Consider the following 12993-nt stretch of genomic DNA (forward strand, 5'->3'; position numbering starts at 1 on the left):
TTTTTGGGGAACGTTGCTCAATCTTGAGTTCATCGCCGATTGTCCGGCCGTTCTATTATTCCGCTTGTCCGTTGCCCTGCGAAAAGGGTGGCAGAACCTCCAGGCTTTCCCGATCCAGCTGCGCGAAAACCTCGTCATAGCCAAAACGGAAATGCCAGCCGAGAACCGTGCCGGCAGATTTCGATGCGTAGATGCGATCGATTTTGTCGGGCAGCGGCCAGTTTCGCTGTACAAATTTCGCAGCAAGGCCGGGCGCTCGCAGTTGAATGACGGAAGCGGCGTCCACTGCGAGCGCCTCGCAATCTTCCGGTTTGAACAACGCGCCGGCGGAAACGATATGTCGTTGAAACTCCTTGCCGCAATTCGTCAGGGCCGCGACATGGGCATCCGCGACATCGCGGATATCGACACCGCGATGCAGGCGATGAACAGCCATCACATTGGCTGATTCCGGAAAACTTCGAGACATGCGTAAAACGCGGACCTGCAAATCCGGGCCAGTCATGCCTTTAAGGACCTGCTCGGCTTCCAGTTTCGTGCGGTGATAGATGCTTTTCGGTTGTGGTACGGTGTCTTCGTCGACCCATGTGCAATGACCGGGAACGACGGCGCGACCATAAAGTGCGGTCGTGCTGGTAAACACCAGTCTCTTGACACCGGCAGCCAGTACCGCTTCCGCCAGCTGCCGTGTTCCGTCCACATTGATGCGGCGAAATTCATCGTCGGAAACTGCGCCCACATGAGGGGCATGCAGGGCCGCGCAATGGATGACTGCATCCGCACCCGTCAGCGCCTGGCGCAGCAACGCCACATCGGTAAAATCTCCGAGGAGATGCGTCGTCGAAAACGGCGAATGATCGATGCCTATCACCCTATGGCTTGGCGCCAACGCATTAAAGATTGCCCGGCCAAGTCGCCCGGAGCTGCCTGTCAGGACAATGCGCATCTTGATGCCTCGATGAACCGCGATCACCATAGCATGATTGAAGCGGCTGGTGCGCTTCCTCTTGCAAAATCATGCTTTTGCGTCTTGGCGGCAGGGCCTGAAGGGAAAGCGCCGCGACCATAATGGCAATAAAAAACCGGACGCTGGCGGGGTAGCGTCCGGTTCAGGGTCCATCCGAGCATATGGCGGGGAGAGATGCTCGGTACGCGGAGATCAGAGCGTCTTATGACGCTTATGTAGCCTCTTGCTCTCTTCGCTTTCGCGATGAAGCGCCGAAATGGTGGATGCGACTGACACGACAAACATGATGCTGATGAAAAGTGTAAGCAGCGTCAAAATTGTGAACATGATCGCTCCCTCCTTTGGTGGGACTAGCGTTCAGATCCCTTAGTACTGGCTTGAGGCAACAAAGGGACGAGCCGAAGCAAAGGGACCGTAGATCTTCGACTGGTCGGGTTTCTGATCGTAAAGCGCAACGGTAGCTGCGAGCATTCCCGAAATCATGGCCATCCAAACAACGTTAATGAGGGTGATCTTGTCGGGCATACTCTTCTTCCTTCTTGCCGCAATATGCGATCTGAGTTTCGGACTGTTAACGCGGCGTTTCCCAAATGGTTCCGCCGATATTGAGAGCTATCTAGCAATGCGCTCCTGAAGCGACCTTGAATGCCTTGTTCATCTGGCGTTCAGATTCGCATTGCGTTTTGCGCATGGCGGTGGCGATTTCTTGGGCAAAATCGAGTTTCTTGCCGTTTCCCGAGGCGGAATCCCATTCGATCTCATAATTGTCGGCGAAAAGATGAACGAGGTATTCGACGAAAAATGAACCGATGATGGCGCCTGCGATAATGAAGACGAGCATGGCATGATGTCCCTGAAACCGAATTCGGCGAGCCGTTGAGCAGGCCCGTTTCGATGTTGATGTCAGTAAAGCATTGTCGAGCTGAAACGGGCTTGAACGGCGCGTTCATCTGCAGTTCAGAGGCGGCCGCCGGGTTGCAAATCACTTGCGATACGGCCTCATCCATGACAAAAGGCGTCGAAACAACGAGCCGGCCTGGTAATGACGACAGCCTTTTATCCTGGGTCTTTCGACCCGATGACCAACGGACATCTGGATGTCCTCGTGCAGGCGTTGAACGTCGCCGCCAAGGTGATCGTTGCGATCGGCATTCACCCCGGCAAGAAGCCGCTTTTCTCCTTCGAGGAGCGGGCGGAACTCATCCGCAGATCGCTCGGTGAGACTCTGCCGCAGAAGGCGGGCGATATTTCCGTCGTTGCTTTCGACAATCTGGTCGTCGATGCCGCCCGTGCCCATGGCGCGACCTTGCTGGTGCGTGGCCTGCGCGATGGCACCGATCTCGATTATGAAATGCAGATGGCTGGCATGAACCGGCAGATGGCGCCGGATATCCAAACGCTGTTTCTGCCCGCCGGCACGGCCTCTCGGCCCATAACCGCCACATTGGTGCGGCAGATCGCATCCATGGGCGGCGATGTCAGCGCCTTCGTGCCGTCGGCGGTTCTGGAAGCGCTGAACGGCAAACTCAAAAATAAGGCCAGCGGCAACAGCTGAGCCAAAATCCAATCCCGAACGGAGCATCCATGAAACTCTTTCATATTGCATTGGCAGGATTCCTGAGCCTTGCCGCCTTCGCAGGCAGCGCGTTCTCGGCCGCAGCCGCAGATCTTTTGACCATCCAGCTCAAGGACGGCCCGGTGGTCATCCAGTTGATGCCGGAGGTTGCTCCGAAGCACGTTGCCCAGATCGAGGCGCTGGCGAAGAAGGGTGCCTACGACAACGTCGTCTTCCATCGCGTCATCGATGGTTTCATGGCTCAGACCGGCGACGTCCAGTATGGCAATGCCTCCAAGGGTTATGATCCGAACAAGGCCGGCACCGGCGGTTCCGATCTGCCGAACCTTCCGGCCGAATTCTCCAAGGTTCCATTCACGCGCGGCACCGTCGGCATGGCGCGCGCCCAGGACCCGAACTCCGCCAACTCTCAGTTCTTCATCATGTTCGCCAATGGCGATTTCCTGAACGGCCAGTACACGGTCGTCGGCAAGGTCATCTCGGGCATGGAGCTCGTCGACAAGATCAAGCGCGGCGAAGGCCAGAACGGCGAAGTGAGCAACCCGGACAAGATGATCAAGGTCACCGTCACCAAGAAGTGATTTCACAGGCGTGATTCCAAAAGGCGCGGCGCGGCTTTTGGATGAGATCATGCCAAGGCAAGCTGCATGATCCGGCCAGGATCATGCGCAAACACAGAGAACAAGGAAACGAACATGGCTGAGATCAAGGATCCAGAAAACACCCTCATCCTGGAAACCACCAAGGGCCAGGTTGTCATTCAGCTTCTGCCGCAGGTTGCTCCCGAGCATGTCGCCCGCATCAAGGAACTTGCGCGCGAAAAGGCCTATGACGGCGTCGTCTTCCATCGCGTCATCGACGGCTTCATGGCCCAGACCGGCGACGTGCAGTTTGGCAAGCAGGGCAGCGAAACCTTCAATCCTGGCCGTGCCGGCATGGGCGGCTCTTCCAAGCCGGATTTGAAGGCCGAGTTCTCCGCAACGTCGCATATTCGCGGCACCTGTTCGATGGCCCGTTCGCAGAACCCGAACTCGGCCAATTCCCAGTTCTTTATCTGCTTCGCAGATGCTCCCTGGCTGAACAAGCAGTACTCCGTCTGGGGGCAGGTCATCTCCGGCATGGAATTCGTCGACCAGATCAAGCGCGGTGAGCCGGTAAAGGATCCGGATTCGATCGTATCCGCGCGGGTTGCCGCCGACGTCTGATCGTGATTATTCCTGAAACCCGCCTCTTGCGCCGCTGGCGTGAGGGGCGGGTTTCGCTTTGCCTGAATGAACTACCTGGACCAATTGAATGCGTGTTGATCTTTTCGACTTCGATCTGCCGGAGGAGCGTATCGCGCTCAGGCCCGCCGAGCCGCGCGACAGCGCGCGCCTGCTCGTCGTCGATCCGAATGATAGTGCCAACACGCTGAGCGACCATAAGGTGCGGGATCTGCCATCTTTCCTGCGCCCCGGCGACGCCATGGTCTTCAACGATACCAAGGTGATACCGGCGCAGCTGGAAGGTATTCGTCATCGCGAAGGCGCCCCTGGCCAGCAGGTCTCGGCGACGCTGCATATGCGTGCGGCGCCGGATCGCTGGAAGGCCTTTGCCAGGCCCGGAAAACGCATCAAGATCGGTGACCGCATCCAGTTCGGCCACGGCGAAAATGTCTGCGTTCTGGGCTCGCTCGATGCGACTGTCGAGGAGAAGGGCGAGGGCGGCGAAATTACTCTGCGGTTCGATCTATCCGGCCCAGCGTTGGACGAAGCGATCGCCGCGGTCGGGCATATTCCCCTGCCGCCCTATATCGCGGCGAAGCGCCCGGAAGACGAGCGCGATCGCGCCGATTACCAGACGATTTACGCGCGTGAAGAGGGCGCCGTCGCGGCACCTACCGCTGGCCTGCATTTCACGCCATCCCTGTTTGCCGAGCTTGATGCCATGGGCGTCGAACGGCATTTCGTGACGCTGCATGTCGGGGCCGGTACCTTCCTGCCCGTCAAGGCCGATGATACCGACGACCACAAGATGCATTTCGAGATCGGCTATGTCGATGCCGCCACCGCCGCAAGGCTCAATGCCGTCAAGGCGGGGGGCGGGCGCATCGTCTGTGTCGGAACCACGTCGCTGCGGCTGATCGAAAGTGCCGCCGCTGACGACGGCACTATTCAGCCCTGGCAAGGTGCTACCGGCATTTTCATTACGCCCGGCTACCGCTTCAAGGCTGTCGACATGCTGATGACCAATTTCCACCTGCCGCGCTCGACCCTGTTCATGCTCGTATCGGCCTTTGCCGGCCTCGATACGATGCGAGCGGCCTATACCCATGCTATCGAGACGGGCTATCGCTTCTATTCCTATGGCGATGGCAGCCTGCTCCACCGGAAAGACTAGGACGAGATGAGCGAGAGCTTTCAGTTTCAATTGAAGAAGACCGACGGCGGCGCGCGCCTCGGCGAAGTTTCCATGCCGCGCGGGACCATCCGCACGCCGGCATTCATGCCCGTCGGCACCGTCGGCACCGTCAAGGCCATGTACCTCGACCAGGTGCGCGAAACCGGCGCGGATATCATTCTCGGCAATACCTATCATCTGATGCTGCGCCCGACCGCCGAGCGTGTCGCCCGCCTTGGCGGCCTGCACGAGCTGATCCGCTGGCCGCACCCGATCCTCACCGATTCCGGCGGTTTCCAGGTGATGTCGCTGTCCGGTCTGCGCAAGCTGGATGAGCAGGGCGTGACATTCAAATCGCATGTCGATGGCAGCTTGCATCATATGTCGCCGGAGCGCTCGATCGAGATCCAGGGCCTGCTCGGCTCCGATATCCAGATGCAGCTCGATGAATGCGTCGCCTTGCCGGCAACGCCGAAAGAAATCGAGCGCGCGATGGAAATGTCGCTGCGTTGGGCGGACCGCTGTAAGGTGGCCTTCGGCAACCAGCCCGGCAAGGCGATGTTCGGCATCGTTCAGGGCGGCGACGTGCCTGAGCTGCGCGTCCGCTCCGCAAAGGCACTGAGCGGCATGGACCTGAAGGGCTATGCAGTTGGCGGTCTCGCCGTCGGCGAGCCGCAGGAGGTTATGCTGCGTATGCTCGAGATCACGCTTCCGGAGCTGCCGACGGAAAAGCCGCGCTATCTGATGGGGGTCGGCACGCCCGACGACATTTTGAAATCCGTCGCGCGCGGCATCGACATGTTCGATTGCGTGATGCCGACCCGCTCGGGCCGTCACGGACTGGCCTTCACGCGTCGTGGCAAGGTCAACATCCGCAACGCCCGCCACGCCGAAGACATGCGCCCGCTGGACGAGCAATCCAATTGCCCAGCCTCGCGGGACTACTCGCGCGCCTATCTGCATCATCTCGTCCGCGCCAACGAAGCGCTCGGCGGCATGCTGCTCTCGTGGCATAATCTAGCCTACTATCAGGAACTGATGCAGGGCATCCGCCAGGCGATCGCCGAAGGCCGCTTCGCCGATTTCATGGCGGAAACGATAGAAAATTGGGCGAGGGGCGATCTCGAGCCGGTGTGATCGTGCTACGATGAGGATGCGCCACGCGATCTTGCTGCTATGGCGATTTCGCGCTAACAGAAGCGTGTCGAAAAAGGCAGGGTTGGTTTCGGTAGGCCCAACCCCTTCCAGTCTGGAAGCACTGCTCCTTGCCATTGGTGATGAGAGCCCGCGACGCGGAACTTGACCATTGTGGTCGAGTGTCTCGCGTTGGCGTGGCCGGATCGACCGACATGTCTCCGCGGGAAAGCCTTTTGGAGCTGTCATGAGACTGAACCACCTGGATCTGCATGTTCCCGATGTCGCTGCGACGCGGGATTTCTTTGTTTCCGTTTTTGGCCTGACGGAGGTGGAAACGCGCGGCGCAAATGGCCTCGCCATTCTTGGCGACGACGCCGGGCTCGAACTTGTCATCAGTCAGCCGGTCGGGAAATTCGGCGGCGCCGATACCGTCTCCATCGGTCGCAATACCTATCATATCGGCTTCATGCAGCCGTCCCGGGAGGCGGTCGATCTGCTGTTCGAGCGAGCGAAATCGAGCGGCTGCGAAATCTTGAAACCACCTTCGGCCATACGTGGCAATTGGTCGTTTTATTGTTTTGCACCGGGGCGAATCCTCGTCGAAGTCGGCTGGCGCATGGACCTCGCTCTGTTGGTAAATCATTTATTATCGATTGATTGCTATCCTTAACGAACATCATTTTGAGCCGGCTGAAACGGGCTTGCCTTGAGCAATTTCCGTTTCCAGCCGTGTTTCAGAATGAGCTTGGCAACAATAAAGCATTGGGAAAAATAGCGAATCGGAATAAACGGTCCATCCGCCTTTGAAAAACGTCATTGGCAGATTTGATTGCGTGGCCGCTTGGAATTTTGAAAAAATCCGGCTAAAACGCATTCTCTTAATCGATAAGGGCTGTACTACCGAAAATAGGAGGCACTTGCCGTTGAGGGCGCAACGCAAATTCGGGGCATGTCTTTCGGGGCTATTGGTTGTAGGTTTGGCCGCTACCAGCTGCACGACGACACAGAAGACAACCCCCACCCCCAGCAATACCACCAAGCCCATTCGTGGCGCTAAAGTAACGTACAATTACACGACCAAGGACAAGGACTGTCTCGAGCGTGCAATGTACTTCGAATCGGAGCGGTCCGACCCGAGTGGTTACATGGCAGTCGGTACGGTTGTGATGAACAGGCTGACCTCCGGTGCATATCCGCCCACGATCTGCGGCGTCGTTGCCCAGGAAAAGCAGTTCGCCCCGGGTGTGATGACCAGGGAAGTCAAGGATCAGGCAAAGCCGGATCTCGAAGTTGCTGCCGCGAAGATCCTGCGTGGCGAGCGGCATCCCCAGGTAAAGGACGCGATGTTCTTTCATACCGAAGGCCTGAGATTCCCATACGATAATATGCACTACGTCGCTTATGCCGGCGGCAACGCGTTCTATGAGAAGCGTGGTCGCGATGGCGAATTGCAAACGCCTGCGCCGCTTCCGGCTTACGAGGTTGCGATGAATTACGTGCCCACGCAGGGCACGCCGCAATCTCCATTCGTCCTGCCGGAAACGCAGCCGGCGTCTACGACGTCTGCCGTTGCGGCATTTACGCCGGTCTCGAACCCGACGGTGACCATGCCGCAGAGTACCATCGTTATCCCAACTGCCGTTCCGATCCCGACGCCCGCACCCACGGACATGGCAATTTCGGGACCGCTTTCGAGCGGCGAAACTACCTACACGAATACGCCGATGCCGGCATCGACGGTCGTCATTCCGCAGCCGCGTCCAGAGTTCGATGGCAATACACCGGCGGGAAATCCGCTTAGAATTCGCGGTTAGCAACAACTGGCCCAAACCTCGAGCAGCGCGCCTCTTTCCCAGAGGTGCGCTGTTTTTATTTGAGCTGAGCCATGCTCAGATACTCTCGCTCGTTGCTTTCGCGAGTATCTGCACGCCGTTGATCTTGTAACTGCCGTCCGGCTGGCGGGTGATTTGATAGATCGCCGTCCAGTCCTTGTCATCGGTGCCTGTGATCAGCACCTCCTGATAGACGACTGCGCCATTGTCGATCGCGCGGCTTTTGCCGAAGGCATAATTGCCGGGATGACAAACCGGTTGATAGCTCTTCTTCACCATGGCGAAGAAGCTGTCCTTATCCGGGAAGAGCGCCTTGATGCCGGGTGCGGCGAAGGAATAGGCCGTGGCGGCATCATCATGCAGAAAAGCCTCGATCTGTTGCTCAATAAGGCTCTGTGCCGTCCGCACCGGATCTTCCGCGTAAGCGACCGGTGCAAAGGCGATGCAGCAGAGAAAAGCGGCAATAGAAAAAGCGCGCATGTCCGTCCCAATCATATGGAGAAAGCTTAGCGCGCTTTGATCGCAAGCAGAAGCGATTACTGCCAGCGGCGGAAGAGGGCGCTGGCGTTGACGCCACCAAAGCCGAAACCGTTGGAGATCGCATAGTCCATGGCCATCGGTCGCGCGGTACCACCGACGATGTCGATACCTTCAGCCGCCGAATCCGGATCCTGCAGATTGCGGGTCGGCGGGGCGACCTGATCACGCAGAGCCATAATCGTGAAGATCGCTTCCATGCCGCCGGCAGCACCCAGAAGGTGGCCGGTAGCGGCCTTCGTACCGCTGACGGCAATCTCACCGTCACGGCCGAAAACGGCTTTGATGGCTTCCATCTCGCCTCTGTCGCCGACCTGGGTCGATGTCGCATGCGCATTCAGATGCTTGACCTCGGACGGTGAAATGCGAGCCTGGGAAAGTGCCGCAAGCATGGCCCGGCGCGCACCATCGCCATCTTCCGGCCCGGCGGTCATGTGATAGGCGTCGGCGGCAGTGCCATAACCGACGAGCTCGGCCAGCGGCGTTGCGCCGCGAGCGAGCGCATGCTCCAACGTCTCGATGACAAGCATGCCGGCGCCTTCACCCATGACGAAACCGTCACGAGCGCTGTCGAAGGGTCGGGAGGCTTCTTCCGGGCGGTTGCTGAAGCCGGTCGAGAGCGCGCGTGCTGCAGCGAAGCCGCCAAGGCTCACCTTGTCGATGCAGGCTTCGGCACCGCCGCAGATGGCGACATCGGCCTCTCTTGAGCGGATCAGCCGCGCGGCATCGCCGATCGCCTGGACGCTGGCGGCACAGGCGGTGACCGGCGCACCCAGCGGCCCCTTGAAGCCATAGCGGATACTCACCTGGCCGGCGGCGAGGTTGACGAGGAAGGAGGGGATGGTGAAGGGCGACAAACGCCGCACGCCCTTTGTTTCAGCCGTGCGCACGGCATCGGCGATGGCGGGAAAGCCACCGACGCCTGATGCAATGATCGTGGCCGTCCGTTCTAGAGCGCCGACGTCAGTCGGTTGCCAGCCGGCCTGCAGGATTGCCTCTTCGGCGGCCGCCATGGCGAACAGGATGAACCGGTCCATCTTCTTCTGGTCTTTGATGGGCACGTAGCGATCGGCATCGAAGCCAGCTTCAGGATCTCGAGCGATATCGGGAACGACGCCTCCGACCTTGGCCGCGAGATCGCTCACCATCTCCTCGGGCAGCAGCCTGAGACCGGAGCGGCCCTCGACGAGCCGCTTCCAGCTTGCCTTGACACCTACGCCCAGGGGAGAAACCAGTCCCATGCCGGTGACGACGATACGATCCATCTTTTGCTCCTATTATCTCAGGCGTCGAAGCCCAGAAACCATGCTTTCATCTGGGCAATGCGTTCATGAACGGTGTCATCGGCCGCAGGCCCGGGCACGAGCATCGTGTCTTCGGGCTGAAAGGCGCGGCCGGTGACGCGGTCGATGAGAAGCGGGTCGCGATCCTCACCAGTATTGGCGTCGACGAGGCGCATTGCGACTTCTTCGGTAGGCAAGTGCCGATTGCCCCAGGTGAAGAGCGCCATCAGCACAGGGAAGAAATCCCGGCCCTTCTCGGTCAGCACATATTCGTAGCGCGGCGGCCGCTCCTGATAGAGTCGCCGCTCGAACAGCCCTTCGTCTGTGAGATGCTTGAGGCGCCGCGTCAGGATGTTCGGTGCAACGCCGAGATTTTTCTGGAATTCGTCGAACCGGCTCAATCCCTGCAGCGCATCACGTAGGATCAGGATGCTCCACCAGTCGCCCACGCTTTCGAGCGCACGGGCGGCGGGGCATTTGAAGTTGCTGAAGCTGGTTCTCTGCATGGGCGAGGCAGATAGCACGAGTAACTATCATCATGCAAGTTACTATCACGCAGCTAGATCTGCGCGAAGCAGGAACTCAATCTGCTGGCGCGCGAGGCTAGATGGGAATGAGCGAAATGCACCTGGCCGTGGCTAGGCCGCGGGTTTTCAGTAAGGAGGTGCCTTGCGGGCGCGCTGCTGTTTTGCTGCCTCGGTCCACCAGGCGAGGTCGTCGGCAAAACGGGGAAAAGCTCTTGCCAACGCATCGCCTCCATTCCCGGTAGGTTTACTGTCAACGTCCAATGCCGCCGAAATATTGGCGACGGCAAGTGTGCTTGAGATGACGACCATTCCCATCTCCGAAAGAGTGCCATGCCAGGCGGGCGCCGCATGTGCGCCGGAAAGGCGGCCGCCGGAGTAGCTGGCAATCGCCGCCGGGCGCCAGAACCATTCTTCCAGATAATGATCGGTCAGGTTCTTCAGGCCGGGTTGCATACCCCAGTTGTATTCGCCGGTGACGAAAACGAAGGCGTCGGCAGCCCGGATTTTTGCCGCAAGCGCCTCCATTGCCGGGGGGGCCGAACCTTTGGGGTATTCCTTGTACATCCGATCGAGCATCGGCAGTCCGACCGCCTGCGCATCGATGAGCTCCACGTCGTTTCCACGCTCAATCAGGCCTGCGACGATAAAATTCGCGAGACGGATGCCGACGCGATCCGAGCGGTAGGAACCGTAGAGAACCAGAATACGGTCGGCCATTGTTGAATATGTCCTCACAGTCTTGTGCGACATGTCTGGAGCAGTTCAGCGCTTCACGAAATCTCTGAACTGCTCTATCTCATTGTTTCCACGCAATTCTGGACGAAAGCCGCGATGCACTTTTCCAGGAATTGCTTTAGGTTCGCGACTCCACCGGCACCGAAGCGGAGACCTCTTCCTCCGGAATATCGTCGAAGGACGCATAATTGAGGTTATAGAGCTTCGAGTAAAGCTTGCCGTTCGCCATCAGCTGATTGTGGTTGCCGCTTTCAAGCAACTGTCCGTTTTGCAGCACGATAATGCGGTCGGCCTCGCGGATGGTGGCCAGACGATGGGCGATGACGAGACCGGTGCGGCCTTCGAGCAGCTTTACCAATGCCTTCTGGATCAGCATTTCGGTGTAGCTATCGATATTCGCCGTTGCTTCGTCGAGTACGAGGATCTTGGCGTCGGCGACAAGGGCGCGGGCGAAGCTGACGAGCTGTCGCTGGCCGAGTGAAAGACCGCCGCCGCGTTCGCCGAGAACGGAGTCGTAGCCATCCGGAAGACGCATGATGAACTCATGCGCGCCGACCGCTTTGGCGGCCTCGATGACCTCTTCGCGCGTCGCCTCCGTCTTGTTGTAGCGGATATTCTCCAGCACCGTGCCGGTGAAGAGGAACGGCTCCTGCAGCACCATGGCGATCTGGCGTCCGAGCGAATCCTGGGTAAGGGAGCGTACGTCATGACCGCCGACCAATACCTGGCCATGCTGCACATCATAAAAGCGATGGATGAGTGCCATCGAGCTCGACTTGCCAGAGCCCGTCGGCCCGATCAGCGCCACCGTTTCTCCCGGGTTGACCCTGAAGCTGACATTCTTCAGCACGGGATGCTTGGGATTATAGCCGAAGATCACATCGCGGAATTCGACCGAGCCATCCATATCCGGCGACAGCTCGATCGCATCGGGTGCATCCTTGATGTCGACCGGAACGTCGAGCACCTCGGTCAGCCGCTGGCCGGACGCCATGGCCCGCTGCATGACCGAATATTGCATGGTCAGCGAACGGATCGGGTCGAAGAAGCGCTGAATGTAGAACAGGAAGGCGACCATGATGCCGACATCGAGCCTGTGGTTCAGCACCATCGAACCGCCAACGATGATGACGATCGCCATGGCCATGCCGGTCAGCGTGTCGACGATCGGCACCATGACCTGGGCGTAGCGCGCCGCCGTCAGGTGCGTCTGGAGGTTCGCGTGGGCTTTTTCGTCGAAAAGCGAGAAGTTCACGCTCTGCCGATGCATGCCCTGGACGGCACGCACCCCATGGATCGCTTCCGCCAGTGCGCCACTGGTGACGGAGTTGGTCTCATGTGCGTTCATGAAGGCGACCCGTGCCTTCGGCAGCCAGAACAGCCGCACGATGAAAAGGATCGGCATGACGGAAAGCGTCAGCAGGCCGAGCCGAAAATCCAGCGACAACATAACTATGACGATGCCGAAAAGCAGTGCTATGTCGCCGACGGAAAGCACTGAAGTTTCAAGGAATTCCTGCATGGAGTTAACGTCGCCCTGCAGGCGCGACATCAGGCGACCGACTTCCGTTTTGTCCATGAAGGATAGCGAGACGCGCTGCAGATGCGCAAACATCGCCCGGCGAATATCGAACAGCACTTCCTCGGCGACCTGGCCGACATAGGTTTCCTGCACATAGCTCGCCCCGTAATTGACGAGGATGGCTGCCGTGAAAACTCCCAGAGACAACCAGAGTGCGGAATAATCTATGGCTCCGGGCGCCATCGCGCTGTCAATCGCATGGCGGATGACGAGCGGTATGACGATTTGCGATGCGGTGAAGAGCAGAACGGCCGCAACGGAAATGTAAATCTGCCGCCGATAGGGGCTGACGAAGGCCCAGATGCGGCGGATGATCTTGCTGTCGAAGACCTTCCCGAAGATCTCCTCTTCGACGCGATGGGAGCCGACCACGGCACGGGGAGGGCGACGACCATCCTCGCGCACATCGTTGCGCTCGGTTTCGATGGTTTCCGACAT

Annotated in this window: 16 protein-coding genes; 7 read left to right on the forward strand and 9 right to left on the reverse strand. The window is 59.0% G+C overall.

Features of this window, described 5'->3' with window-relative positions:
- Nucleotides 1-55: 55 nt before the first annotated feature.
- From PH558_RS15375 to PH558_RS15385, 3 genes are all read right to left on the reverse strand, one after another.
- Nucleotides 56-946: an NAD-dependent epimerase/dehydratase family protein gene (locus PH558_RS15375; RefSeq protein ID WP_285205224.1), complete on the reverse strand. Its 891-nt coding sequence runs from the start codon at nt 944-946 to the stop codon at nt 56-58.
- Nucleotides 947-1333: 387 nt separating this feature from the next.
- Entirely contained in the window at nt 1334-1492 is a 159-nt protein-coding gene (locus tag PH558_RS15380) for a hypothetical protein (protein ID WP_015339886.1), read from the reverse strand.
- 91 nt (nt 1493-1583) lie between these two features.
- The gene (locus PH558_RS15385; protein WP_285205226.1) at nt 1584-1808 is read right to left on the reverse strand and encodes a hypothetical protein; all 225 of its coding nucleotides are present in this window, start codon (nt 1806-1808) and stop codon (nt 1584-1586) included.
- A 201-nt stretch (nt 1809-2009) separates the two neighbouring features.
- Between PH558_RS15385 and coaD the strand changes: the two genes are divergently transcribed.
- The 6 genes from coaD to PH558_RS15415 all read left to right on the forward strand — a co-directional run bounded on the left by coaD (nt 2010) and on the right by PH558_RS15415 (nt 6729).
- Nucleotides 2010-2522 carry a pantetheine-phosphate adenylyltransferase gene (gene coaD, locus PH558_RS15390; RefSeq protein WP_285205229.1) on the forward strand — a complete coding sequence of 171 codons (513 nt, stop codon included), beginning with the start codon at nt 2010-2012 and terminating at the stop codon, nt 2520-2522.
- Nucleotides 2523-2551: 29 nt separating this feature from the next.
- Nucleotides 2552-3124, forward strand: a complete 573-nt coding sequence (locus PH558_RS15395) for a peptidylprolyl isomerase (RefSeq protein ID WP_112421537.1) — start codon at nt 2552-2554, stop codon at nt 3122-3124.
- 114 nt (nt 3125-3238) lie between these two features.
- Nucleotides 3239-3748, forward strand: coding sequence for a peptidylprolyl isomerase (locus tag PH558_RS15400; RefSeq protein ID WP_092715425.1), 510 nt, complete (start codon nt 3239-3241; stop codon nt 3746-3748).
- An 88-nt stretch (nt 3749-3836) separates the two neighbouring features.
- Nucleotides 3837-4922, forward strand: a complete 1086-nt coding sequence (gene queA / locus PH558_RS15405; RefSeq protein ID WP_285205231.1) for a tRNA preQ1(34) S-adenosylmethionine ribosyltransferase-isomerase QueA — start codon at nt 3837-3839, stop codon at nt 4920-4922.
- Between the two features lie 6 nt (nt 4923-4928).
- A complete protein-coding gene (tgt, locus tag PH558_RS15410; RefSeq protein ID WP_095434882.1) occupies nt 4929-6059 on the forward strand; it encodes a tRNA guanosine(34) transglycosylase Tgt in 1131 nt (376 codons plus the stop codon).
- Nucleotides 6060-6303: 244 nt separating this feature from the next.
- Nucleotides 6304-6729, forward strand: a complete 426-nt coding sequence (locus tag PH558_RS15415) for a VOC family protein (RefSeq protein WP_285205233.1) — start codon at nt 6304-6306, stop codon at nt 6727-6729.
- A 6-nt stretch (nt 6730-6735) separates the two neighbouring features.
- Here the strand turns inward: PH558_RS15415 and PH558_RS15420 are convergent, their stop codons facing one another.
- The gene (locus PH558_RS15420; protein WP_285205389.1) at nt 6736-7098 is read right to left on the reverse strand and encodes a hypothetical protein; all 363 of its coding nucleotides are present in this window, start codon (nt 7096-7098) and stop codon (nt 6736-6738) included.
- On the opposite strand from PH558_RS15420, the gene PH558_RS15425 reads away from it, so the two are divergent.
- Nucleotides 6983-7873 carry a cell wall hydrolase gene (locus PH558_RS15425; protein WP_285205236.1) on the forward strand — a complete coding sequence of 297 codons (891 nt, stop codon included), beginning with the start codon at nt 6983-6985 and terminating at the stop codon, nt 7871-7873. The two genes, PH558_RS15420 and PH558_RS15425, sit on opposite strands and share 116 nt — an antisense overlap.
- A gap of 75 nt (nt 7874-7948) precedes the next feature.
- Here the strand turns inward: PH558_RS15425 and PH558_RS15430 are convergent, their stop codons facing one another.
- The 5 genes from PH558_RS15430 to PH558_RS15450 all read right to left on the reverse strand — a co-directional run bounded on the left by PH558_RS15430 (nt 7949) and on the right by PH558_RS15450 (nt 12993).
- Nucleotides 7949-8371 carry a DUF4864 domain-containing protein gene (locus PH558_RS15430; RefSeq protein WP_285205237.1) on the reverse strand — a complete coding sequence of 141 codons (423 nt, stop codon included), beginning with the start codon at nt 8369-8371 and terminating at the stop codon, nt 7949-7951.
- Between the two features lie 56 nt (nt 8372-8427).
- Nucleotides 8428-9693: a beta-ketoacyl-ACP synthase II gene (gene fabF / locus PH558_RS15435; RefSeq protein ID WP_285205240.1), complete on the reverse strand. Its 1266-nt coding sequence runs from the start codon at nt 9691-9693 to the stop codon at nt 8428-8430.
- Nucleotides 9694-9710: 17 nt separating this feature from the next.
- A complete protein-coding gene (locus tag PH558_RS15440; protein ID WP_095434886.1) occupies nt 9711-10217 on the reverse strand; it encodes a winged helix-turn-helix transcriptional regulator in 507 nt (168 codons plus the stop codon).
- Nucleotides 10218-10364: 147 nt separating this feature from the next.
- The gene (locus tag PH558_RS15445) at nt 10365-10955 is read right to left on the reverse strand and encodes an NADPH-dependent FMN reductase (RefSeq protein ID WP_095434887.1); all 591 of its coding nucleotides are present in this window, start codon (nt 10953-10955) and stop codon (nt 10365-10367) included.
- Between the two features lie 136 nt (nt 10956-11091).
- Entirely contained in the window at nt 11092-12993 is a 1902-nt protein-coding gene (locus tag PH558_RS15450) for an ABC transporter ATP-binding protein (RefSeq protein WP_285205241.1), read from the reverse strand.

Origin of the sequence: Rhizobium pantanalense, from assembly GCF_030182525.1 — a bacterium.
Lineage (GTDB): Bacteria > Pseudomonadota > Alphaproteobacteria > Rhizobiales > Rhizobiaceae > Rhizobium.